Below are 23210 nucleotides of genomic sequence, written 5' to 3'. Positions count from 1 at the left end.
TGTCCGGCCTCAGCCCCCGAGGGGATGGCGATGCCTGCGGCATCGAGCCGCGAGCACACGCCTCAGCGGGCCGGCTTGAGGCGGCCCGGCGCTCGGCCCGAACACAACACTGATATGAACTCGTCCACGCCCGAAGCCCAAGTCCAGGAACTGCGCCGCCAGCTGCAGTCGCTGCTCGACGCCGCCAAGGCCAACGAGCGCAAGCTGGACCGCTTCGACGCGCTGGAGCGCCGCCTCATCGCCGTCGGCTCGATGGAGGAGCTGGTCAACCTGCTGCTGGTGGACTGCCGTGCCGACTTCGGTCTGGACGCCGCCGAGCTGTGGCTGCTGGACCCCGACGGCGAACTGCAGCGCGCGCTGCCGGCCCTGCCCATGGTGCGGGCGCCGCGCCTGCTGGACAGCCACGCCGCGCTGAAGGACCTGTTCGGCGGCGTGCGCATCACGCGGCTGGTGGGCCCGGGCCATGACGAAGCGCTGGTGGCCAAGGCCTTCGGCCCGGGCACGCTGGTGCGCTCGGCGGCGCTGCTGCCGCTGATTCGCCAGGGTGTGCTGATCGGCAGCCTGCACTTCGGCGCCTGCGACCCCGAGCGCTACGACGCCTACTCCGGCACCAAGTTCCTGGACCGGCTGTCGGCCATCGCCGCCATCGCGATCGAGAGCATGCTCAACCGCGAGCGGCTGCGCCGCGCCGGCATGACCGACGGCCTCACCGGCGTGCACAACCGCCGCTACTTCGACCATCGCAGCCTCATCGAGTTTAGCCAGGCCGTGCGCCACCGCTACCCGCTGGCCTGCCTGTTCCTGGACATCGACCACTTCAAGGCCATCAACGACAGCCACGGCCACCCCACGGGCGACGAGGTGCTGCGCCAGGTGGGCGGCCTCATTCAGCGCTCGCTGCGCACCGGCGACCTGGCCGCGCGCTACGGCGGCGAGGAGTTCGTCGTGCTGCTGCCGCGCACCGACCTGGCCGGCGCCCGCGAGGTGGCCGAGCGCATCCGGCAGATGGTGCAGGAGGCGCCCTTCGTGACGCCCGAGGGCGGCACGCTCAGTGCCACGCTGTCCGCCGGCCTGGCCATGCTGCCGGCCGACGCGACCAGCTTCGCCGACCTGCTGACCGCCGCCGACCGCGCGCTCTACGAAGCCAAGCGCGCCGGCCGCAACCGCACGGTGGCCGATGACCTGATGCCCGCCGGCGCCTGATCGCGCCAGCCCCAGCTGGGGCCGAGGAAAACCCCGACGCCATCGGCGCCCAAGGCAGGCAGCATGGCGCGTGACAACTTGCGCGCAGTCGCAGCGCTATGCCGATGAACACCGATTCCCTCGCCCAGCCCCAGGACGACGCTGCCATGCCGCGCCGTCTGGGGTCGCTGCGGCTGCGGCTGACGCTGGGCGTGCCGCTGCTGACGCTGGCCATCGTCGTGGTGTTGACGTGGAGCCGTGCCGGCCCGGCGGCGCCCGTCGACGAATTGGGGCGCATCGTCTGGCAGGTGCTGCTGCTGAGCGTGGCGCAACTGCTGCTCATCGAGGCCTTGCTGCTGCGGCCGCTGCAGCGGCTGGCGGCCGGCTGCGAGGCCATGGAGTCCGACGCCATGCCGTTGCAGCCCGAGGGCGCTCGCCCCGCGCCCGGCCTGGCGGCCGAGCTGGACCGCATCGGCCACGCGATGCGCCGCGTGCACGGCTCGCTGCGCCAGCAGGATCAGGATGCCCAGGCGCTGCGCCGCGAACTGGCCCACCAGCGCCTGCTGCTGGAGCAGGCCCAGGCGGCGCTGGAGGCCAACCGGCGCGAGCTCGCCAGCCTGGAGCGCACCGATGCGCTGACCGGCCTGGCCAATCTGCGCGCCTTCGACGAGGCGCTGCGGCGCGAGTTCAAGCGCGCGCAACGCCAGCGCGGCCTGCTGGCGCTGGCCGTGCTGGACCTGGACGAATTCAAGCAGTTCAACCAGCGGCATGGCGCGGCGACCGGCGATGCGGCCCTCAAGCGCGTGGCGACGCTGCTGAACGAGCGCTTCAAGCGCGACACCGATGTCGTCGCCCGCCTGGGCGGCGAGGAGTTCGTCGCGCTGCTGCCCGGCGTGGGCATGGCCGAGGCGCAGGGCGTGCTGGAGCTGCTGCGCGACGACCTACGCTCGCTCGGCCTGCCCGATGGCCAGGGCCAGCTGACCCTCAGCGTGGGACTGGCCGCCGTCAGCCCGGCCCATCCCTACCTGAGCGCCCAGGCGCTGATGCAGGCAGCCGACGAGGCGCTCTACATCGCCAAGCACGCGGGCCGGGACCGATTGAGCCTGGCGGCTTGAAGCGTAGGGCGGGTCGTGACCCGCCGCTGTGGTGGCCTGCGATGAAACTGCACGCGAGCAAGCCGCAAGCACATCGCCGGCGGGCCCGCTTGGGCCGCCCCCCAGTGGCAACACCGCGCGGAATCAGCGCCCGTGTTCCTGCGCGGCCTGCAGCTGCTCGTTGACGCGCCGTGCCGCGCGCAGCACCAGTGTCTCGTCCAGCTGCGCCTGCGGGGCGATCTGGCTGGCGATGTCGTCCAGCTGATCGACATGGTTCAGCAGCGCCCAGGCCACCGTGGAGATGGCCGCCACGCTGCGGCGGGCCAGGTTGTCGGGCATGGTCAGCGAGCCCTGGATCTCGACGTGATGGCGCACGCTGGCCACGGCGGCCGGCGCCAGGCCCCAGCTCTCGCACAGCGCGGCGCCTAAAGCGTCGTGGCTGACGCCGAAGGCCGTGCGCTCCAGCTCCACCAGCTCGGCGTCGCGCGTGGCTGCGCGCAGCATGGCCGGGTAATGCGCGGGCGCATGGCGGTACAGCACCGCCTTGCCGCATTCCTCGAACAGGCCCGCCGAGTGCGAGGCCCACGGATCCACGCCCAGCATCTGGCCCATGCGGCCCATCAGCAGGCCGCGCTGCGACGCGCGGGTCCATACCGATTCCAGCTCGGCAGCCGCCGGGAAGGCCGCGCGCAGGCCCATCTCGAACGTGATGGCCGCGACCTCGCGCATGCCCAGATACGTCAGCGCCTGCTGCACCGTCTGCACGCGGCCGCGCAGGCCGTACAGCGACGAGTTGACCGCCTTCATGACGGCCGCAGCCAGCGCCATGTCGGTCTCGACCAGCGAGGACATCGCCTGCAGATCGATGTCCTCGGCTGCCATCAGCAGCGACAGCTTGACCAGGACCTCCGGCTGGGTCGGGATCTCGATGTCCAGGTTGCGCAGTTGGGGATCGACGGGCATGGCGGGTGTCAGGAGCTCCGGGGAATGGCCGGATCGTAGATCAGCGGAAGAAGGCGTCCCAGGCAGTTTTGACGATGAGCACACCCACCACCGAGATGAAGACGCCGCGCACGAAACCCGCGCCATGCTTGAGCGCCATGCGCGTGCCCAGCAGGCTGCCGACGATGTTGGTGACGGCCATCACGGCCACGACATGCCACCAGATGTGGCCTTTGCTGACGAACAGCGCGATGGCGAAGGCATTCGTCAGCAGGTTCATCAGCTTGGCCGTGGCTGAGGCGTGCAGGAAGTCGTAGCCGAGCACGCGCACGAACAGGAACACGAAGAAGCTGCCAGTGCCCGGGCCAAACAGGCCGTCGTAGAACCCCACGCCCAGTGCGATGCCGCCAGCCACCAAGGCCTCGGCCCGGCCCGTGAAGCGCGGGGCATGCTCCCGCCCCAGGTCCTTCTTGGCCAGCGTGTAGAGGAACACCGCCAGCAGCACCAGTGGCAGCGCCTTGCGCAGGCCGTCGGGGTTCACCAGCGTCAGCGTCCAGGCGCCGGCAAAGCTGCCCCCGCCGGCCAGCGCGGCTGCTGGCAGCAGGCGGCGCCAGGGCAGTTGCACGCGGCGCACGTACTGCCAGGTGGCCCAGCCCGTGCCCCAGATCGCCGCCGCCTTGTTGGAGCCCATCAGCGTGGCCGGTACGGCCGTCGGGAAGGTGCTGAACAGCGCAGGCAGCAGGATGAGCCCGCCGCCGCCGGCCACCGCGTCGATGAAACCCGCGAGCAGGGAGGCGAGGGCGACAGTGGCGAGTTCGAGCATGCAGGAGTCCATCAACGCGCCCGGGCCTTCGTGCATTCGTTAGGGCCGAGCGCCGGGCCGCTCCCAAGCCGGCCCGTCTGGCGATGTGCGGACGGGGCAGGCCCCGCGAGCATCGCCGTCCCCTAGTGGGACCGGCCGGGCTTGCCCGCGTCCAGCGGCGCAAGACCGGACGAGGGGCAAACAAAATAAAACGGCCACCAAGGGGTGCCTTGGTGGCCGGTGAGATTGTCTTCGGGATGGCGAAGCAACCTTGCTGTATGTCTCCTCACACCCGCCAGGCAGTCACTGGGCTTGCAGCCCCTGACCGCGTCGAGTGAGAAGAATGTATTGCCCCGCCTCGGTGCATGAAACTGGGGTAAGCCCGGGTTCGCGGCGCGCGAAGGGGCGGATATGCGCCAAAGTGGTGCAAAAACAGCGCCTCGGACCACGGGAGAATGGGGCCATGAAGCGCCTGTCCTGCCTGTTGACGACCCTGTGCTTGGGCCTGCTGAGCGCCTGCGGTGGCGGCGGATCGGGGAGTGCCGGCAGCAGCGGGACGACGAGCGAGACGGCACCTCCCGGCATAGGGCAGACGCTCACGCTGACCCTGCCCGCAAGCGGGCTGGCGGCCGCCGATCTGGGCGTCATCGTGGCCGAGGGCGATGCGGTCAGCGAGGCCATGGCGGCGGCCTATGTGGCGGCGCGCGGCGTGCCGGCGGCCAACCTGATCCGGGTCAAGGTCAACACGGCTGTCGCCAGCCTGTCGGCCGCCGATTTCCTGTTGCTCAAATCCGACATCGATGCGCGGCTGCCGGCCTCGGTGCAGGCCACGTTGCTGGCCTGGGCCGCACCCAGCCGGGTGGCGGGCGCCTGCAGCATGGGGATCACCAGCGCGATGGCGCTGGGCTACGACACCCGCTGGTGCAACCCCAGCCCGGCAACCGACACCTGCGCCAGCACCGCCGCGTCGCTGCTGTTCGACCGCGAGACGCGACGGCCGCAGGCGGACGTACAGGTGCGGCCGTCCATGCTGCTGGGCACCAGCACGCTGGCGGCGGCGCAGGCGCTGATCGGCCGCGGTGTGGCGTCCGACGCCACGCGGCCGGCCGGCGAGGGCTGGCTGGTGCGCACCACCGACAGCGCGCGCAGCGTGCGCTGGACCGACTTCCAGTCGCTGCCGGCGGCCTGGAGCGGCGCGCTGGCGCTGAACTACGTGGACAACAGCAGTGGCGTGGCGGCGGCCAATTCCCTGTCGGGCAAGACCGATGTGCTGTTCTACCTGACCGGGCTGACCCAGGTGGCCAACCTGTCCACACTGCAGTTCCGCCCGGGCGCGCTGGCCGATGCGCTGACCTCCGTGGGCGGCCTGCTGCCCGGTGGCGGCGGGCAGATGCCCATCACGGCCTGGCTGGATGCCGGCGCGACGGCCAGTTACGGCACGGTGGAGGAGCCGTGCAACCATACGCAGAAGTTCTCCCGCGCGTCCGTGCTGATCGACCACTACTGGCGCGGCGCTACCGCCATCGAGGCCTATTGGAAGGCGGTCGAGTGGCCCGGTCAGGGCCTGTTCATTGGCGAGCCGCTGGCCCAGCCCTTCCGGGACGCGCCCAGCTTTGCCATCGTGGGTGGTGAATACCAGATCCGCACGCGTTCGCTGCGGCCCGGCAGCCGCTACGCGCTGCAGTACCGGCTCGGCGGCGACAGCGCCTGGACGACGCTGGCCAGCTTCACCGGCACGCGCGGCCAGGCGCTGGACGGCCGGGCTCCGCTGCCGCCCGCGGCGGCCGTGCAGATCCGCTGGCAGGGGCCGTGCCCTGCCGATGCCGCCAGCAGCTGCACGCTGGCGCAGTCGCCGTGAGGCGCGGTCGGCGTGCAGGCCGCGCTATCCTCGCCGCACCGTTGAGCGCCGACTTTCTTTGTCGGCGAATGACCTATCCATGCATGAGCCGCGTCCGCCCCAGCCTCGACCCCGACCTGTCATCACGCCGGGCCGCCTTGGGGCGGTGCGCGCGGGGCTGGCAGCATGCCTGCTGGCGGTCAGCGGCATGACGGCTGCGCAGTCGCTGCCGGCGGACCGTGCCGAGAACGCCGTGGCCCCGCGCGTCCGGGCGGGCATGGTGAGGCCGGTGTCGGGCGCCTCGGTCACGCTGGCGGATGTCGAGGCCGCAGTGCGGGCCGACGCTGCCCAGGCCTGGCAGTTGGCGGGTGGTGGCGTGTTGCAGGTGCGCACCGAGGACGTGGACTGGGCGGATGGATCGCTGGGTTGTGCGCGGCCCGGCATGACCTACACGATGGCGCTGCAACCGGGGTGGCGTCTCGTCGTGCGCCATGAGCAGCGTGAAGCCGTGTACCACGCCAGCCGGCGCGGCCAGTGGCTGCTGTGTCCGGGCGGGGCGGCGGGGCTGCCGCCTGTGGGCGCTGCGTCGTCGCGCTGACCCAGCGCGCCGGCCCTAAAACCAAGGGGCCGCGTGATGCGGCCCCTTGGTGATCTGATCACGCCGTCGCCGGCGAGGGGGTCAGGACTTGCGGCGACGCGCCACGGCGCCAACACCCAGCAGGGCCAGGCCCGCGAGGCCGAACGAGGACGGCTCGGGGATGTAGTTCACCGTCAGGCTGCCGCTGGCCCACGTGCCGTCTGTGCCGTTGAAGTCATCGGTGAACTCGAAGAACTCGAAGTTCAGTCGACCGTCGGCCCCGAGCAGGAAGTCCAGGCCCAGGCCGACCAGGTCGGCCGATCCGCTGTAGGTGGCGGTGCCCGAGCTGTCCTCACCCAGGCCCGGGAACAGGGAGACGCCGCTGCCGCCGGCGCCGGTGTTCAGATCGACGCCCATTTCGGACAGCCAGCTGCTGCCTTCGGTGGCTAGGCTGACGCTCCACGAGATGCCGGTGATGCGGACGTTCGAGAAGATGTCGATATAGCGCGTCTCGTTCGAGGCATCGCCGAACCCGGCGTTGCTGGCAATGCCCGCCACGTCGAGCGTGACGGTACCTGCGTGGGCTGCTCCGGCCGTCAAGGCCGCAGCAAACAGTGCTGCGCTGATCGCGCCGCGCTTGAGTTGACTGACTTGCATGGATTCTCCAGGTTCGGTGATTCACGGCCAGCCCGTTCCGGCCGTGAACACAAAGTGGCTGCAATTTGCCATCCCGTGTTGATCGCTACAAGCTGAGAAGCCCCGGATGAAAAGTCGACACCCCTTGACTCGGTGAGGGTACTTACCCGTGTCTTCAGGGCCTGCCGAAAGAGGAGGGGGCAGGTTTTGCCTGCATGGCAAGGCGTGTCTGGTGCGCGGTGGGCACCCTCACTCGAGGGGGGGCTCGTTGCCGCTGTCATGGGGGCAGCGTGAGCCGGGAGGGTGGCTGTGGGGAAAGCACGGATCCAAACACCGGAACAAGTGGAGAGCATCCGCACTTTCGTCATCGGAGAAGTCGTATGTCCACCTGGAAATTGAGCCGCAAGCCCGTCATGTTGGCGATTGCTGCGCTTTCAACCGTCTCGACGGCCATGGCCCAGTCGATCCCTGTTTCCCAGGCTGAAGGCAACCGCCTGTGGTTCGTCGAGTTCGCTGGCAAGACGGTGGCGGATGGCGCCAGCCTGTCGGCCGTGCAGGCCGAGCAGGCCGCGTTCCGCGCTGCTGCGGCGGCGGCCAAGGTGTCTTATCAGGAACGCCGCGCCTTCAATTCGCTGTTCAACGGTCTGGCCGTGTCCGTCGGCGCCATCGAGCGCGCCAAACTGGCCCGCGTGGCGGGCGTGAAGGCGCTCCATCCCATCGAGATCATCCAGGCGCCGACTCCCGAGCAGGTGGCCGGCTCTGCGATCGAGCTCAGCCGCGCACTCTCGCTGACCGGTGCTGCCGTCGCGCAGAACTCGCTGGGCCTCACGGGCGCCGGCGTGAAGGTCGGCATCATCGACACGGGCGTCGATATCGACCACCCGGCGTTTGGCGGCACTGGTGTCAACGGCACGACGCCGTTCCCGAGCGCGCGCGTGGTGGCCGGCTGGGACCTGGTCGGCGATGCGTTCAACGCCGACTCGAGCAGCGCCTCGTACAACCCGGTGCCGTCCCCCGATGGCAACCCGGACGACTGCGGCGGTCATGGCACGCACGTGGCCGGTATCGTCGGGGCCAACGGGGGCGGCCTCAAGGGCGTGGCACCGGGTGTCACCTTCGGCGCCTACCGCGTCTTCGGCTGCAATGGCAGCACCACCGCCGACATCATGCTGGAGGCGATGGAGCGTGCGCTGGCCGATGGCATGCAGGTCATCAACCAGAGCATCGGCGCCAGCCGCCAATGGCCGCAATACCCGACGGCACAGGCCGCATCGCGCCTGGCCAAGAAGGGCGTGGTGATGGTCGCGTCGATCGGCAACAACGGCCCCGGCGGCAGTGCGCCGGATGGGCTGTATGCCGCCGGCGCCCCCGGCGTGGGCGAGAGCGTGATCGGCGTCGCGTCGTTTGACAACGCGCAGATCTCTTTTGCCGTCAATGGCACGCCTTACGGCTACAACCCCGCCACCGGTGCGCCGGCAGCACCCACCAGTGGCAGCTTGTCGATGGCCCGGACCGGTGCGGCTGACCAGCCGACCCTCGGAACAACGGCGCCGGATGCCTGCGCGGCCTTGCCGGCGGGAAGCCTTGCCGGCAAGGCGGTGCTGATCCGGCGCGGCGCCTGCGGCTTCTACGACAAGGCCCTGAACGCCCAGAACGCGGGCGCGGCTGCCGTCGTGCTCTACAACCACTCGGCTGGCGCGCTCGGCGCATCGGTGGCCGGCGTCCAGTCGATCACGATCCCGGTCGTGGGCATCACCGCAGAGCAAGGCGCGGCGCTGCATGCCGCCATCGGTGCCGGCCCGACCACGTTGAACTGGACGGCCGAGAGCGTCGGGTTCCCGTTCGGCACGGGCGGTTTGATCTCGGGTTTCTCCTCGTTCGGCATGGCTGCGGACCTGAGCTTCAAGCCTGACCTGGGCGCCCCAGGCGGCAGCATCTTCTCGGCCTACCCGCTGGAGCTGGGCGGTGGTGCCACCTTGAGCGGCACGTCGATGTCGTCCCCGCATGTGGCTGGCGCCGCCGCGCTGATCCTGCAGGCCCTGCCGAACGCGGCGCTGGGCCGCGAGGGTCCGGTCGTCGGCCGCAACGCGCTGCCCATGATCAACATGCTGACGCGCCTGCAGAACACCGCCAAGCCCAAGGCCTGGTCGGGTAACCCGTCACTGGGTCTGCGTGAGCATGCCTTCCGCCAGGGCGCCGGCATGATCGACATCGTGGCTGCGGTGAAGGCTCAGCAGTTCGTGCTGCCGAGCAAGATTTCCACGGGCGAGAGCGCGGCCGGATCGACGGTGCAGAAGCTGACCCTGCGCAACGATGCCGCGGTGCAGGTGACCTACACGCTGGGCCATGCGGCCGGCGTGGCTGCCGGCCCCAACACGCAGACCGGCGCCAGCTACAACATCTCCGGGGTCTACAACTCGCCCGCGACCGTGACCTTCAGCAGCCCCACCGTCGTGGTGCCTGCCAAGGGCGTGGCGACGGTGACCGTGACGATCACGGCCAACCCCGCTTTGGTCGACCGCGGGCTCTATGGGGGCTACATCACCTTCACGCCCGACGCCGACGGCACGTCCATCCAGGTCCCCTACGCGGGCTTCAAGGGCGACTACCAGTCGACCCAGGTGCTGACGCCCACGGCCAACGGCTTCCCGTGGCTGGCCAAGCTCAGCGCCGGCTCGTACAGCAAGCAGGCTGCAGGCGCCGTCTACACGATGGCGGGTAACGACCTTCCCATCGTGCTGCTGCACCTGGATCACCAGTCGCGCACCCTGAGGCGCGAGGTGCTGGATGCGACGACGCTGGCCAGTCGCGGCCTCATCGGCGAGGAGCATTACCTCGGCCGCAGCGGCACGCCGGGCGGCTTCTCCGCCAGCGGCTGGGATGGGACGACGACGCAGGGTGTGCTGCCGAACGGCAGCTACATCATCAAGCTGTCCGTGCTGAAGGCCCTGGGCGATGCGGCCAACCCGGCGCACTGGGAAACCTGGAGTTCCCCGGCACTGACGATCGCGCGTCCCTGACGTGTGTTTGCGCCCCCGCTGCGGGGCATCGAAAGCGGGCCCTGCGAGGCCCGCTTTTTCTTGATCTGCCGCACGGCCCGGCGGCCGGGAAGGCGGATCTGGCTAGCGGGTGATCGGGCCTGGCCGCGTCTGGCAGCGACGGGCCACGCACTGGACGGCCGGCGCCGGGACGACGGCGCAGTTGGACACGCGGCCGTCGCGACGATCCTGGCGGCTGCGCAGCGCACGGTGCTCGTCCGCCAGCCGCTCCAGCGTGGCACCCTGCGTGTAGCGCACCGACCAGGGCAGATAGGCCTCCGGTCCGCCGCAGGCCTTGGCGCCTACGCTGAGCACGCGGCAGTCGGCATCCCCCTCGCAGGGGGCCTCGCCGATGGCGGTCTCTATGGCCTTCATCGCGTCGGCGGCGCTGCGCGCGGTGTCGACGGCATGGGCCGGTGCGAGCAGCGTGGCGGCCAGCAGCGGGGGCAGGAGATGGGCGGTGTTCATGGCCGCATGCTGGGCCTGCGGCGGCCGCTTGGCAACCGCCCGTTGCGGCCCGCTGGCCCGCATACGATGCCGCCATGCGTGCATGGTTGCTGTTGCTGGGCTGTCTTGGTGGGGCCGCGCCGTGGGCCGCGGCGCAGGCGGGCTGCGAGGTCGAGGCCGAGGCGGCGCAGCGGGCCCTGGCGGCGTTGCGCAGCCAGCCTCGCGCCTGCGGCAGCGTTCACTGGCCGGCCGTGCCGCCGCTGCGCTGGCAGCCCCTGCTGGACGCCTCGGCGCGCCGGCATGCCGCCGAGCTGGCGGCGCAGGACCGGCTCAGCCATGCCGGCGCGGGCGGGGCCTCGCTGCGGGCGCGGCTGCGCGAGGCGGGCTACGTGATGCAGGTGTCGGCCGAGAACCTGGCCGGCGGCCCCGAGACGCTGGACGAGGTGCTGGCCCAGTGGCTGGCCAGCCCGGCGCATTGCGAGCACCTGATGGCCGCCGATCTGCAGGAGTTCGGCCTGGCCTGCGCGGCCCATCCGCACAACCAGCGCCGCTACTGGGTTCTGCAGCTGGCCACGCCTGCCGGCGGGTCGGCGCGTTAGGACATCGCCTTAAATCCAGCCCAGATCGATGGCGCGCAGCACGGCCTGCGTGCGGTCGCGCACGCCCATCTTGGAGAAGATGGCCGAGCAGTGGTTCTTGATGACGCCCTCGCTGTTGCCCAGTAGGCTGGCGATCTCGGTGTTGCTGCGGCCGCTGGCCACCAGGCGCAGCACCTGCAGCTCCTTCGGGCTCAGCGGGTCGGGGTGATCGGCAGCCGTGAACGCGCGCTCGCCGCCCTTGGCCTCCATGCGTGTCGTCAGCGACGGGCGCAGCGCGGTGCCGCCGGCATGCACGTCGCGCAGCGCCTGCAGCAGCGTGTCGGGGCTGATGGCCTTCAGCAGAAAGCCCTTGGCACCGGCGCGGGCCGCCTCGTCGAAGGTGGCGGTGTCGTCGAAGGTGGTCAGCAGGATGACCGGCAGGCGCAGCGCGCGCGCGGCGAGCGCGCGGATCAGGCCCAGCCCGTCCAGGCGCGGCATGCGCATGTCGGACAGCACGATGTCGGGCATGGCCTCGGGCGAGGCGCCGGCCAGCCATTCCAGCGCCTCGGCGCCGTCGTTCGCTTCGCCGACCACCTGCACCTCGTCGTGCAGCGCCAGCAGGCCCTTCAGGCCCTCGCGAACCAGTTGCTGGTCTTCCACCAGCAGGATCTTGATCACACCCATCGCGGACATCTCAGCTCGATTCGAAATCCCGGGCTGGTGCGCGTCACGCGCATCTGCCCCCCCAGTTCGGCCATGCGCTCGGCCATGCCGGACAGGCCGTTGCCGTAGCCCTCGGCCCCGTTGGCGAGCCGGCCCGGCGCACCGCAGCCATCATCGTCGATGCTGACCGTCACGTGATTGCCCGCGCCCTGCAGTTCGACCCGCACGCGGCGGGCGCCGGCATGGCGCACGCTGTTGGTGACGCCCTCCTGCACGCAGCGCAGCAACGCGTGCGCGGTGCGCGGGCCGAGGTCGCGGGCGGCATCGTCCAGCGCCAGCTCGATGCGCGTGCTGGCAATGCCCTCGGCCAGCGCCTGCAGCGCGGCGGACAGGTCGATGCGCTGCGAGCTGCGCTGCTGCGACACGGCCTCGCGCACATCGGCCAGCAGCTGCGCGGCCACACCTTCGGCACGCGCGAGCGCCTGGCCCGCGCCGCCGGCGTCGGCCCGTGCCAGCAGCGCGCCGCCCAGCTGCAGCTGCAGGTTCAGTGCGGTCAGGTGGTGGCCCATCAGGTCGTGCAGCTCGCGGGCGATCTGCATGCGCTCGCTGTAGCGCATCTGCTCGGCCAGCAACTGCTCGCCGGAGAGCTGCTCGGCCAGCACGGCCTGCAGCCAGCGGCGCTTCTCGGCCTCGGCAGCGGCCATGCGGCCGAGGCCGAAGGCCAGGCCGTGCAGCGCCAGCATCGAGGACAGCAGGCCGAACTGGTCCAGCCAGGCATTGGCCTCGGGGCCGGCGTAGATGCCGGTGTTCAGCAGCACCTGCGCGGCGCCGAAGCCCAGCGCCATGCGCGCCGGCAGCAGCACGGCGGCCAGCGCTGTGACGAGGAAGGGCAGGCCCGGCGTCACGCCGTAGGCCAGCAGGTCCACCAGCAGCAGCCAGCCCAGCCGCCGGTTCACGGCGACGACGCTGGCGCCCCGGCTGGCCAGGCGCCACATCAGCGCGACGAAGGCCAGCAGCAGGGCCACGCAGATCAGCAGCAGGCCGCGGTCGTTGGCGTCGCCGCCGAGCTGGCGCCAGATGTTGGACACCAGGCCGTCATAGGGCTCGGTGCGCGCACCGAACAGGGCGGCGCCGGCGCTCACCAGCTCCATCGCACACACCACCAGCGCGGCCAGGCGCAGCACGAGGCCGGGTTCGGCCAGGCGGGCGAGCAGACGGTCCAGACGGTTCATGGCGGCGCATTGTCAACGTCATTGCGGCTTCATCGGGCGTCGCGAGCATGCGCACTTCCTCATCACCGGTCGTTGGAGCACACACATGGATCAAGCAGACACGGGCCGTCGCGGCCTGCTCAAGGGTGGCGCCGCTGCCGTGGCGGCCGCCTTCGCCGGCCCCATCGGCGCGCTGGCCACGCGTGTGGCCGAGGCCAACACCGGTAGCTGCGTGGCGGCCGGCGCCTCGTCCCTGCTGGACAGCCCTTACGGTGCCACGGCACCGGTCAACGATCTGACGACCGGCCTGCCGCTGATCGAGCTGCCGGCGGGCTTCAGCTACAAGAGCTACGGTTGGCGCGGTGACGTGATGTCCGACGGCCTGGTGACGCCCGGCGCCCATGACGGCATGGGCGTCGTCGTGCAGCGCCGCGTGGGCCGCAGCACCGAGATCATCCTGGTGCGCAACCACGAGCACAGCACCAGCAGCAATGCAGCCAACATCGTGGGTGCGGGCCGCGCCAACGTCGCCAAGTACGACACGGGCATCACCGGTGCCAGCTATCAGGTTGGCGGCAATACCAACCTGGTCTGGCGCGATGGCAACTGGGTGGGCAGCTACGCCAGCCTCGGCGGCATCTACCGCCCCTGCGCCGGCGGCGCCAGCACCTGGGGCTCGTGGATGTCCAACGAGGAGATCCGCAGCAACAGCGTATCCAGCACCGGCAAGAAGCATGGCTATGTGTTCGAGGTGCCCGCCGACACCAGCCTCACGGCGGCCAACCCGGAGCCCATCATTGCGATGGGCCGCATGGCCCATGAGGCCAGCGCCATCGATCCGGCCACGGGCTACTGGTATCTCACGGAAGATCAGGGCAATGCCAATACGCTGTATCGCTTCCGCCCCGCCAACCTGGCTGGCGGCCTGAACAGCCTGCACGCCGGCGGCACGCTGCAAGGCCTGCGCGTGCGTGCGGTGGCGAACGCCGACCTGCGCGACCCCACGCTGTGCCAGGAGTACCTCTGCGACTGGGTGGACGTGGCCAACCCCGACCTGGACGGTGCGACGCTGCCCACCATCAACGGCAATGTGTCGGCCAGCGGCCCCTACCGCCAGGCTTATGCCAACGGCGCGGCCATCTTCGGCGCCACCGAGGGCTGCTGGGTGGCGGGCGGCATCGTCTACTTCACCGACAAGCAGGTCACCACCAGCCCGGCTCGCGCCGGCCGCATCTGGGCGCTGCACCTGGCCAGCATGACGCTGAAGGCCATCTTCGTCAGCAACAGCCTGCAGGTCGGCAACTCGCCCGACAACCTGTGCGTCAGCCCGCGCGGCGGCGTGCTGTTCTGCGAGGACGGCGGCACCGGCGGCCCCGGCAACACGCCGGCCATCACGGCCCAGTACCTCAAGGTGGTCACGCCCACCGGCGGCAGCTATGTGTTTGCCAAGCACAACTACAACTTCACCCGTGCCCAGCTCGACGCAGTCGGCAAGACCGGCGCCACCGCTGGCGACCAGCGCAATTCCGAATGGGCCGGCTGCGTCTTCAGCCCGGACGGCCGCGTGCTGTTCGTGAACCTCTACACCGGCGTCACGCTGGCCATCACCGGCCCGTGGACGCGCGGCAGCCTTTGATTCCCGGAGCCTCACCATGACCAAGACCCTGATCGCCGCCGCGCTCGCGCTGGCCGCCGCCTTGCCCGCCCAAGCCCTGAGCTTCGAGGGCGCGCTCACGCAAGGCGCCACCGTGGCCACGGACTACAGCAGCACCGGCCTGCTGTCCTTCGACCTGGACCTGGGCAGCAGCGCGCCCGCCGTGCTGACCTGGCGCCTGGACGAGGACGACCTGCTGGCGCCCATCGGCCTCAACGCCGTCATCCGCAACTACACCGGCGTCGGCCTGCGAGGCCTGACGCTGACGCTGGACCGTGGCAGTTTCGGCAGCGTCGGCAGCGTGACGCGCCCGTTCAGCGGCGAAGCCTCATCGGTGACGGGCAGCGGCGGCACGCGCACCGTGACGTTCTCGTCCGAGGAGTTTCTGGACGTCGAGCTGGGCAACGCGTTGGGCGGCGCCGGCAAGACCGACTGGACCTTGGCCCAGGCGGACCTGCAGGCCGGCGACCGCATCAGCCTGACTGTCAGCGCCGTGCCCGAGCCTGAGCAGTACGCGCTGCTGCTGGCCGGGCTGGCAGCCATTGGGCTGGCGGTACGCCGTCGTCAGGCCTGAGCCGGCAGGGCGGCGGCAATGACGCCGCCCCCCAGGCACACGTCGCCGTCGTACAGCACGGCGCTTTGGCCCGGTGTGACGGCCCATTGCGGCTCGGTGAAGCGCAGCCGCAGCCGGCCGGCTTCGTCGTAGCCGACGGCGCAGGCGGCGTCGGCCTGACGGTAGCGCGTCTTGGCCGCGGCCAGGCCGGCGGCGGGCGCGTGGCCGGCGATCCAGCTCAGGTCGTCGGCCAGCAGCGCGGGGCTTTGCAGCAGCGGGTGGTCGTGGCCCTGCACGGCGATCAGCGTGTTGGTCGGGATGTCCTTGGCGGCCACGAACCAGGGGGCGTGCTCGCCGCCGCCACGCGGCGCCTTCTTGTCCTTCACGCCGCCGATGCCCAGGCCCTGGCGCTGGCCCAGCGTGTAGAAGCTCAGGCCCAAATGCTGGCCCAGTGTGCGGCCGCGCTCGTCCTTGATGGGGCCGGGCTGGTGCGACAGGTACTTGTTCAGGAACTCGCGGAACGGCCGCTCGCCGATGAAGCAGATGCCGGTGGAGTCCTTCTTCTTTGCGTTCGGCAGGCCGATGTCGGCGGCGATGCGGCGCACCTCGGTCTTGGGCAGGTGGCCCACCGGGAACATCGCCTTGCTCATCTGCGCCTGACTCAGCCGGTGCAGGAAGTAGCTCTGGTCCTTCAGCGGGTCCAGACCCTTGAGCAACTGGAACTCGCCGTCGACCTCACGCACGCGAGCGTAGTGACCCGTTGCGATCTTCTCGGCGCCCAGGCGCATCGCGTGGTCGAGAAACGCCTTGAACTTGATCTCGGCGTTGCACAGCACATCGGGGTTGGGCGTACGGCCGGCCTGGTACTCGCGCAGAAAGCTCTCGAAGACGCGATCCTTGTACTCGGCCGCGAAGTTGACATGCTCGATCTCGATGCCCAGCACGTCGGCCACCGAGGCGGCGTCCAGGAAGTCCTGACGCGTCGAGCAGTACTCGTCGTTGTCATCGTCTTCCCAGTTCTTCATGAAGATGCCGATGACCTCGTGGCCCTGTGCCTTGAGCAGGTGGGCGGTCACGGCCGAGTCCACGCCGCCGGACAGGCCGACGACGACTCGATGCTTTTTCTCGGAGCTCATGGGCGGGATTGTCCCAAAGCGGCGCTCAGCCTTTCACGAGCGGGGTCGTCAGCGAGGCGTGCGAGAACACCGCCTCCAGCGGCAGCCGCCGGCCGGCGGCATGGTCCTGCACGCACTGCAGCACCAGCGGGCTGCGGTGGCGCTCGGCGCAGGCGGCCACCTCGTCCAGCGTCATCCACAGCGTGCGGTGGATGCCCGCGTCCAGCGCGCGGCCGGCGATCTCGTCGCCCGCTGCACCACTGAAGGCCAGCCGAACATAGGTCACATCCTCTAATCGCGCCGGCCGCACGAAGCGGGCCAGGTAGACACCCAGGAAATGCTCGGGCGTGAAGGGCCGCGCGGTTTCCTCCAGCGCCTCGCGCACGACGGCCTCGATGGGACTTTCGCCCAGCTCCACATGGCCGGCGGGGTTGTTCAGCATCAGGCCCTCGGCTGTCTCTTCCTCGACGAGCAGGTAGCGCCCGTCGCGCTCAATCACCGCCGCGACAGTCACGCTGGGACGGAATCTCTCTGTGGCAACCATGAAACTTCCTCGCGAATTCCCGCACGGGGCGACACGGGGCATTGTGTAAGCTGGGACGCAACACCTGCCCCTTCGAGGAGCCCGCATGCAGATTGGTGTCCCGCGCGAACGCGCGGCCGGAGAGTCCCGTGTGGCCGTCACGCCCGAGACGGCCAAGAAGCTGAAGGCCGCCGGCCACGTGCTGCGCATCGAAGGCGGTGCCGGCGTGGCGGCCAGCGTCACCGATGCCGCTTACGAAGCGGTGGGCTGCGAGATCGTCGACCAGGCCGCCGCGCTGGGCAGCGAGCTGGTGCTGAAGGTGCGTGCGCCGGCCGGCGACGAGCTGGCGCTGATGAAGCCCGGCACGGCGCTGGTCGGCATGCTCAACCCCTTCGATCGCGACGGCCTGGCCGCGATGGCCGCCGCCGGGCTGACGAGCTTCGCGCTGGAAGCCGCGCCGCGCACGACGCGCGCGCAGAGCATGGACGTGCTGTCCAGCCAGGCCAATATCGCCGGCTACAAGGCCGTCATGATCGCGGCCGATCGTTACCAGCGCTTCTTCCCCATGCTGATGACGGCCGCCGGCACCGTGAAGGCGGCGCGTGTCGTCATCCTGGGCGTCGGCGTGGCGGGCCTGCAGGCGATCGCGACGGCCAAGCGGCTGGGCGCCGTCATCGAGGCCAGCGACGTGCGGCCGTCGGTGAAGGAGCAGGTCGAGTCGCTGGGCGCCAAGTTCATCGACGTGCCCTACGAGACGGCCGAGGAGAAAGAAGCGGCCGAAGGCGTGGGCGGCTACGCGCGGCCGATGCCGCCGAGCTGGCTGGAGCGGCAGAAGGCGGAGGTGGCCAAGCGCGTGGCGCAGGCCGACATCGTCATCACCACCGCCCTCATCCCCGGCCGCGCCGCGCCTGTGCTCGTTACCGAGGACATGGTCAAGGCCATGAAGCCCGGCTCGGTCATCGTTGACATCGCCGCCCCGGCCGGCGGCAACTGCCCGCTGACGGAGGCGGGCAAGACCGTCGTGAAGCACGGCGTCGTCATCGTCGGCGAGACCAACCTGCCGGCGCTCGTCGCGGCTGATGCGTCGGCGCTGTACGCGCGCAACGTGCTGGACTTCCTGAAGCTCGTCATCACCAAGGAGGGCACGCTCACCGTGCCGCTGGATGACGACATCGTCGCGGCCTGCCGCGTGACGCAAGACGGACAAGTGACGAGGGGCTGACCATGGAACTGGTTGATCACACCATCATCAATCTCATCATCTTCGTGCTGGCCATCTACGTGGGCTACCACGTCGTCTGGACGGTGACGCCCGCGCTGCACACGCCGCTGATGGCCGTGACGAACGCGATCTCGGCCATCGTCATCGTCGGCGCCATGCTGGCGGCGGCGCTGACCGAGACGCCCTTCGCCAAGGGCATGGGCGTCGTGGCCGTCGCGCTGGCGGCGGTCAACATCTTCGGCGGCTTCCTCGTCACGCGGCGCATGCTGGAGATGTTCAAGAAGAAGGACAAGCCCACCGCCAAGAAGGAGGGCGCGTGATGAGCATGAACCTGGTCACGCTGCTGTACCTCATCGCCAGCGTCTGCTTCATCCAGTCGCTGAAGGGCCTGTCGCATCCGACGACCTCCATCCGTGGCAATGTCTTCGGCATGACCGGCATGGCCATTGCCGCGTTCACGACGGCGGCGCTCATCGTCAAGCTGGCCGGCTCGGCCACCGGCCTGGGCTGGGTGATGCTGGGGCTGGTTGTCGGCGGTGGCTTCGGTGCCTGGAAGGCCAAGACGGTCGAGATGACCAAGATGCCCGAGCTGGTGGCCTTCTTCCACAGCATGATCGGCCTGGCGGCCGTGGCCATCGCGGCCGCGGCGGCCTACGAGCCCTGGGCCTTCCAGATCACCGCCAAGGGTGGCGACATTCCTGGCGGCAATCGCATCGAGCTGGCGCTGGGCGCCTTCATCGGCGCGGTCACCTTCACCGGCTCCGTCATCGCCTGGGGCAAGCTGTCGGGCAAGAGCAAGTTCCGCCTGTTCCAGGGCGCGCCGGTGGTCTTCAAGGGCCAGCATGCGCTGAACGCGGTGCTCGGGCTGGCGGCGGCCTTCTTCGTGTTCGGCTTCTGGCACAGCCAGAGCCAGATGGACTTCTGGATCGTCATCGCGCTGGGCCTGGTGCTGGGCGTGACGCTCATCATCCCCATCGGCGGCGCCGACATGCCGGTGGTGGTGAGCATGCTGAACAGCTACTCCGGCTGGGCGGCGGCGGGCATCGGCTTCTCGCTGAACAACAGCATGCTGATCATTGCCGGCTCCTTGGTGGGCAGCTCGGGGGCGATCCTGAGCTACATCATGTGCAAGGCGATGAACCGCTCGTTCTTCAACGTGATCCTGGGCGGGTTTGGTGGCGACGCCGCGACCGCTGTATCTGGCGGCGGCGTGCAGCGCAACGTCAAGAGCGGCAGCGCTGACGATGCCGCCTTCGTGATGGGCAATGCCGAGACCGTCATCATCGTGCCCGGCTATGGCCTGGCCGTGGCGCGCGCTCAGCATGCGGTGAAGGAGCTGGCCGCCAAGCTGACCGAGAAGGGCGTGACGGTGAAGTACGCCATCCACCCGGTGGCCGGCCGCATGCCGGGGCACATGAACGTGCTGCTGGCCGAGGCCGAGGTGCCCTACGACCAGGTCTTTGAGATGGAAGACATCAACGCCGAGTTCGCGCAGGCCGACGTGGCCATCATCCTGGGCGCCAACGATGTCGTGAACCCTGCCGCGCACGTGAAGGGCAGCGCCATCCACGGCATGCCGATTCTTGAGGCCTACAAGGCCAAGACCATCATCGTCAACAAGCGCTCCATGGCTGCGGGCTACGCTGGCCTGGACAACGAACTGTTCTACATGGACAAGACCATGATGGTGTTCGGCGACGCGAAGAAGGTGGTCGAGGACATGCTGAAGGCTGTGGAGTAGGGGGCTGCTTCCCCCCGCTATCGAATCCCCTGACCGGCCCACCGCTGGCCATCGGCCAGAATCCGTGCCAACCCATAAGGAGACAAGGCATGGAGCCCATCTGGCTGAAGTACTACCCGGCGGAGGTGCCGCGCGACATCAATGTGTCGCTCTACCCCAGCCTGGTGGACCTGCTCGATACCTCGTTCAAGAAGAACGCCGACAAGGCGGCCTACCTGATGATGGGCAAGAGCGTCAGCTTCGCGCAGGTGGACGAGGCCTCGCGGGCGCTGGCGGCGTATCTGCAGGGGCTGGGCCTGGAGAAGGGTGACCGCGTCGCCCTCATGATGCCCAACTTGTTCCAGTACCCGGTGGCCGTGGCCGCCGTGCTGCGGGCAGGCTATGTGGTGGTCAACGTCAACCCGCTGTACACACCGCGCGAGCTGGAGCATCAGCTCAAGGACTCGGGCGCCAAAGCCATTGTCATCATCGAGAACTTCGCCTCGGTGCTGCAGCAGGTCATCCAGCACGTGCCCACCAAGCACATCATCCTCGCCGCCATGGGCGACATGCTGGGCCTCGTCAAGGGCAGCCTGGTCAACTACGTCGTGCGCAAGGTGAAGAAGATGGTGCCGGCCTTCGAGCTGCCGGGTGCCGTGCGCTTCAATGATGCGCTGGCCAAAGGCCGCAGCCTCACCTACAAGGCGCCCAAGCTGGGCCCCGAGGACATCGCCGTGCTGCAGTACACCGGCGGCACGACCGGCGTGTCCAAGGGCGCGGTGCTCAAGCACCGCAACCTGGTTGCCAACATCCTGCAGGCCGAGGCCTGGTACCAGCCGGCGCTGAAGAAGATCCCGGCGGGCCAGCAGGTGGTCACGGTTTGCGCGCTGCCGCTGTATCACATCTTCGGTTTCAACACGAACATGATGCTGTCCATGCACATGGGCGGCGCCAATGTGCTGATCCCCAACCCGCGGGATCTGCCGGCCATGTTCAAGGAGCTCAGCGCCCACCGCTTCCACAGCTTCCCGGCTGTCAACACGCTGTTCATGGCCATGGCCAACCACGCCGACTTCAACACGGTGGACTGGAGCCGGCTGGTTATCTCGGTGGGTGGCGGCATGGCGGTGCAGCAGGCCACGGCCAAGCTGTGGCTGGAGAAGACCGGCTGCCCCATCGTCGAGGGCTACGGCCTGTCCGAGACCTCGCCCACCGCCACCTGCAACCCGACCGACAGCACCGCCTACACCGGCACCATCGGCCTGCCCATGCCGCTGACCGAACTCAAGCTGCTCGACGACGACGGTCACGAGGTGCCGGCCGGCCAGCCGGGCGAAATCGCCATCCGCGGCCCGCAGGTCATGGCCGGCTACTGGCAGCGCCCGGACGAGACGGCCAAGGTCATGACGGCCGACGGCTTCTTCCGCACCGGCGACATAGGCACCGTGGACGAACGCGGTTACTTCAGGATCGTCGACCGCAAGAAGGACATGATCCTCGTCAGCGGTTTCAATGTGTATCCGAACGAGGTCGAGGACGTGCTCACGCAGATGCCCGGCGTGCTGGAGTGCGCCGCTGTGGGTGTGCCGGACGCCAAGGCCGGCGAGGCGGTGAAGGTGGTCATCGTGAAGAAAGACCCGAATGTCACCGAGGCTGATGTGCGCGCGTATTGCGAATTGAACCTGACGGGCTACAAACGTCCCAAGATCGTCGAGTTCCGCACCGACCTGCCCAAGACGCCCGTGGGCAAGATCCTGCGCCGCGAGCTGCGGGACAAGACCTGATCGCCCGTTTTCCTACGTGACGATGGCCTGACGCCGGCACCCGCCGGTGGTGGGTGGGGTTCTGCACCGTGCTTGATCAGCTGCTTTCCAAAACCGAGGCCGGCCGTGCCGAGATCCGCGCACGCGCGCTGCCGCTGTCTCGCGCGGCGCGCAACCTGCTGCTGGTGCTGGACGCCACCAAGACCGCCAGCGATTGGTTGGGCCTTGTTGCCGGGGCCACGCCCGCGGATCTGGATACGCTGATCCAGCAGGGCCTCATCGCCGCCGAAGGCCGCGCCGCGCCGCGCCCGGCGGCGGCCGTGCCGCCGGCAGCCACGCCGGCTGCTGCGGCTGCACCCTCCTCGGCGCCTGCTTCGGGCTCGCCGCTGCTGGACCGGGCGGCGCTCTACACCTACCTCAGCGGCCAGGCCACCAAGCTGCTGGGCCCGTTCAAGGGCTATGCCTTCGCGCTGGAGGTGGAGCGCTGCGACAGCCTGGCGGAGCTGCAGGCCCTGGCGCTGCAGCTGGTCGAGCGTGTGCAGAAGGCCAAGGGCGAGGCTGCCGCCGCCGCGGTCCGTGAGGCGCTGGGCCTTCGTTAACGGGCCGAGCGCTGGGCCGCTCCCGAGCCGGCCCGGCTGGCGATGTGCTCGCGGTTCGATACCGCAAGCATCGCCGTCCCCTCGGGGGACCGGCCAAGGTACTCCTTGGACGAGGGGCTAGCCTTGTCTGAAGCAGCGCCCGCACACCGAGCGGTAGCGCGCGTTGCCGCCGATCTCCACCTGCGCGCCCTCGGTGACCTTGCGGTTGCCGGCGTCCACGCGCATGTTCATCGTCGCCTTGCGGCCGCAGTCGCAGATGGTCTTCATCTCGTCCATCTCGTCGGCCAGCGCCAGCAGCGTGGCCGAGCCGGGGAAGAGCTCGCCCTGGAAGTCGGTGCGCAGGCCATAGCAGATGGCCGGCAGGTTGCGCAGGTGGGCCATTTCATGGAGCTGCTGCACCTGCTGCTTGGACAGGAACTGCGCCTCGTCCACCAGGATGCAGGCGATGCCGGGTGAGGCGTCCATCAGCGCGACGAAGTCGGTCGTGGCGTCGAACTGTTCCACCTCGCGCTGCGGCCCCAGGCGGGACGTGACGAAGCCGTGGCCGTAGCGGTCGTCCAGGCGCGCGGTGAAGATGCGCACGCGGTGGCCGCGCTCCTCGTAGTTGTGCGCCACCTGCAGCAGGGCGGTGGACTTGCCGGCGTTCATCGCGGCGTAACGGAAGAAGAGCTTGGCCATGGGGTGTCTTCGAGAGGGATCGCATTGTCCCCGCTCGCCGACCCCGCAGATCAGGGCCGGGTAAGCCCGTGGTTTGCGGTGTTTTCAGGGTGTCTCTGCGGGGTTGCGAGGTGGCGTTGTCATCTGCGCCGTGCCTCAATGCATGCTTCACCCCGACCTGTCTGAAGATGAGCAAAGACACCGTCACCGCGGTCCGCCAGGATGGCCTGCGCTATGCGTCGAAAGTGGGCGGTTCGCCCTTCCTCGGCAGCGGCCACACCCGCTCCTGCTTCAAGTGCGGCAAGCACAGGTCGCCGGCCAGCCTGCAATCCATCCGGCTGCTGGGCCGCAACGAGGTGGTCTGCAAGCCCAGCTGCAAGTCGCTGCCCTGATGCTG

The 23210-nt window shown here is 69.6% G+C and carries 23 protein-coding genes; 14 read left to right on the top strand and 9 right to left on the bottom strand.

All coding sequences use genetic code 11. From position 1 onward, the window contains the following. Positions 1 to 114: 114 nt before the first annotated feature. Together ACG0Z3_RS04250 and ACG0Z3_RS04245 are read left to right on the top strand one after the other, a co-directional pair. Positions 115 to 1203, top strand: a complete 1089-nt coding sequence (locus ACG0Z3_RS04250; protein ID WP_394395614.1) for a GGDEF domain-containing protein — start codon at positions 115 to 117, stop codon at positions 1201 to 1203. A 104-nt stretch (positions 1204 to 1307) separates the two neighbouring features. Further along, a complete protein-coding gene (locus ACG0Z3_RS04245) occupies positions 1308 to 2297 on the top strand; it encodes a GGDEF domain-containing protein (protein WP_394395611.1) in 990 nt (329 codons plus the stop codon). 123 nt (positions 2298 to 2420) lie between these two features. Here ACG0Z3_RS04245 and ACG0Z3_RS04240 read toward each other — a convergent pair whose 3' ends face one another. After that, the gene (locus tag ACG0Z3_RS04240) at positions 2421 to 3239 is read right to left on the bottom strand and encodes an HDOD domain-containing protein (protein ID WP_394395609.1); all 819 of its coding nucleotides are present in this window, start codon (positions 3237 to 3239) and stop codon (positions 2421 to 2423) included. 40 nt (positions 3240 to 3279) lie between these two features. Next, positions 3280 to 4041 carry a sulfite exporter TauE/SafE family protein gene (locus ACG0Z3_RS04235; RefSeq protein WP_394395607.1) on the bottom strand — a complete coding sequence of 254 codons (762 nt, stop codon included), beginning with the start codon at positions 4039 to 4041 and terminating at the stop codon, positions 3280 to 3282. Between the two features lie 442 nt (positions 4042 to 4483). Between ACG0Z3_RS04235 and ACG0Z3_RS04230 the strand changes: the two genes are divergently transcribed. Both ACG0Z3_RS04230 and ACG0Z3_RS04225 read left to right on the top strand, forming a co-directional pair. After that, positions 4484 to 5878: a TIGR03790 family protein gene (locus ACG0Z3_RS04230; protein ID WP_394395605.1), complete on the top strand. Its 1395-nt coding sequence runs from the start codon at positions 4484 to 4486 to the stop codon at positions 5876 to 5878. Positions 5879 to 6065: 187 nt separating this feature from the next. Continuing rightward, entirely contained in the window at positions 6066 to 6455 is a 390-nt protein-coding gene (locus ACG0Z3_RS04225; RefSeq protein WP_394395603.1) for a hypothetical protein, read from the top strand. 81 nt (positions 6456 to 6536) lie between these two features. On the opposite strand, the gene ACG0Z3_RS04220 is transcribed toward ACG0Z3_RS04225, so the two are convergent. Further along, positions 6537 to 7091 (bottom strand): PEP-CTERM sorting domain-containing protein, encoded by a 555-nt coding sequence (locus ACG0Z3_RS04220; protein WP_394395601.1) that lies wholly within the window; start codon positions 7089 to 7091, stop codon positions 6537 to 6539. Between the two features lie 431 nt (positions 7092 to 7522). Here ACG0Z3_RS04220 and ACG0Z3_RS04215 point away from each other — a divergent pair, with 431 nt between their 5' ends. After that, positions 7523 to 10090, top strand: a complete 2568-nt coding sequence (locus tag ACG0Z3_RS04215) for a S8 family serine peptidase (RefSeq protein WP_394395600.1) — start codon at positions 7523 to 7525, stop codon at positions 10088 to 10090. A gap of 102 nt (positions 10091 to 10192) precedes the next feature. On the opposite strand, the gene ACG0Z3_RS04210 is transcribed toward ACG0Z3_RS04215, so the two are convergent. Next, entirely contained in the window at positions 10193 to 10576 is a 384-nt protein-coding gene (locus ACG0Z3_RS04210; RefSeq protein ID WP_394395599.1) for a hypothetical protein, read from the bottom strand. Positions 10577 to 10650: 74 nt separating this feature from the next. Here ACG0Z3_RS04210 and ACG0Z3_RS04205 point away from each other — a divergent pair, with 74 nt between their 5' ends. Next, complete coding sequence (locus ACG0Z3_RS04205; protein WP_394395598.1) at positions 10651 to 11154, top strand: CAP domain-containing protein; 504 nt, start codon at positions 10651 to 10653, stop codon at positions 11152 to 11154. A 9-nt stretch (positions 11155 to 11163) separates the two neighbouring features. Here the strand turns inward: ACG0Z3_RS04205 and ACG0Z3_RS04200 are convergent, their stop codons facing one another. After that, the gene (locus tag ACG0Z3_RS04200; RefSeq protein ID WP_394395596.1) at positions 11164 to 11817 is read right to left on the bottom strand and encodes a response regulator transcription factor; all 654 of its coding nucleotides are present in this window, start codon (positions 11815 to 11817) and stop codon (positions 11164 to 11166) included. Next, complete coding sequence (locus tag ACG0Z3_RS04195; protein ID WP_394395595.1) at positions 11808 to 13028, bottom strand: sensor histidine kinase; 1221 nt, start codon at positions 13026 to 13028, stop codon at positions 11808 to 11810. The genes ACG0Z3_RS04200 and ACG0Z3_RS04195 overlap by 10 nt, the downstream gene beginning before the upstream one ends. A gap of 85 nt (positions 13029 to 13113) precedes the next feature. Here ACG0Z3_RS04195 and ACG0Z3_RS04190 point away from each other — a divergent pair, with 85 nt between their 5' ends. Together ACG0Z3_RS04190 and ACG0Z3_RS04185 are read left to right on the top strand one after the other, a co-directional pair. Beyond that, positions 13114 to 14643: an alkaline phosphatase PhoX gene (locus ACG0Z3_RS04190; RefSeq protein WP_394395593.1), complete on the top strand. Its 1530-nt coding sequence runs from the start codon at positions 13114 to 13116 to the stop codon at positions 14641 to 14643. A gap of 16 nt (positions 14644 to 14659) precedes the next feature. Further along, positions 14660 to 15235, top strand: coding sequence for a PEP-CTERM sorting domain-containing protein (locus ACG0Z3_RS04185; RefSeq protein WP_394395590.1), 576 nt, complete (start codon positions 14660 to 14662; stop codon positions 15233 to 15235). Here the strand turns inward: ACG0Z3_RS04185 and mnmA are convergent. Further along, positions 15226 to 16350, bottom strand: a complete 1125-nt coding sequence (gene mnmA, locus ACG0Z3_RS04180) for a tRNA 2-thiouridine(34) synthase MnmA (protein ID WP_394395587.1) — start codon at positions 16348 to 16350, stop codon at positions 15226 to 15228. The two genes, ACG0Z3_RS04185 and mnmA, sit on opposite strands and share 10 nt — an antisense overlap. A gap of 25 nt (positions 16351 to 16375) precedes the next feature. Then, positions 16376 to 16873 carry an NUDIX hydrolase gene (locus ACG0Z3_RS04175; RefSeq protein ID WP_394395585.1) on the bottom strand — a complete coding sequence of 166 codons (498 nt, stop codon included), beginning with the start codon at positions 16871 to 16873 and terminating at the stop codon, positions 16376 to 16378. An 85-nt stretch (positions 16874 to 16958) separates the two neighbouring features. Between ACG0Z3_RS04175 and ACG0Z3_RS04170 the strand changes: the two genes are divergently transcribed. The 5 genes from ACG0Z3_RS04170 (at position 16959) to ACG0Z3_RS04150 (ending at position 22156) form a co-directional block, all read left to right on the top strand. Continuing rightward, complete coding sequence (locus tag ACG0Z3_RS04170) at positions 16959 to 18074, top strand: Re/Si-specific NAD(P)(+) transhydrogenase subunit alpha (RefSeq protein WP_394395583.1); 1116 nt, start codon at positions 16959 to 16961, stop codon at positions 18072 to 18074. Positions 18075 to 18076: 2 nt separating this feature from the next. Beyond that, a complete protein-coding gene (locus ACG0Z3_RS04165) occupies positions 18077 to 18394 on the top strand; it encodes an NAD(P) transhydrogenase subunit alpha part 2 (RefSeq protein ID WP_394395580.1) in 318 nt (105 codons plus the stop codon). Further along, the gene (locus tag ACG0Z3_RS04160; RefSeq protein ID WP_394395578.1) at positions 18394 to 19815 is read left to right on the top strand and encodes an NAD(P)(+) transhydrogenase (Re/Si-specific) subunit beta; all 1422 of its coding nucleotides are present in this window, start codon (positions 18394 to 18396) and stop codon (positions 19813 to 19815) included. The genes ACG0Z3_RS04165 and ACG0Z3_RS04160 overlap by 1 nt, the downstream gene beginning before the upstream one ends. 89 nt (positions 19816 to 19904) lie before the next feature. Further along, positions 19905 to 21578, top strand: coding sequence for a long-chain-fatty-acid--CoA ligase (locus ACG0Z3_RS04155; RefSeq protein ID WP_394395577.1), 1674 nt, complete (start codon positions 19905 to 19907; stop codon positions 21576 to 21578). 68 nt (positions 21579 to 21646) lie between these two features. Further along, positions 21647 to 22156, top strand: a complete 510-nt coding sequence (locus ACG0Z3_RS04150; RefSeq protein ID WP_394395576.1) for a hypothetical protein — start codon at positions 21647 to 21649, stop codon at positions 22154 to 22156. 117 nt (positions 22157 to 22273) lie between these two features. On the opposite strand, the gene ACG0Z3_RS04145 is transcribed toward ACG0Z3_RS04150, so the two are convergent. Then, a complete protein-coding gene (locus tag ACG0Z3_RS04145) occupies positions 22274 to 22834 on the bottom strand; it encodes a thymidine kinase (RefSeq protein ID WP_394395575.1) in 561 nt (186 codons plus the stop codon). 167 nt (positions 22835 to 23001) lie between these two features. Between ACG0Z3_RS04145 and ACG0Z3_RS04140 the strand changes: the two genes are divergently transcribed. Continuing rightward, positions 23002 to 23205: a hypothetical protein gene (locus ACG0Z3_RS04140; protein WP_268167836.1), complete on the top strand. Its 204-nt coding sequence runs from the start codon at positions 23002 to 23004 to the stop codon at positions 23203 to 23205. Positions 23206 to 23210 lie beyond the last annotated feature (5 nt).

The organism is Pelomonas margarita (assembly GCF_043555875.1).
Lineage (GTDB): Bacteria > Pseudomonadota > Gammaproteobacteria > Burkholderiales > Burkholderiaceae_C > Pelomonas > Pelomonas margarita.
The sequence above is the reverse complement of the archived record's forward strand: the minus strand, read 5'-3'. Positions and strand labels throughout refer to the sequence as shown.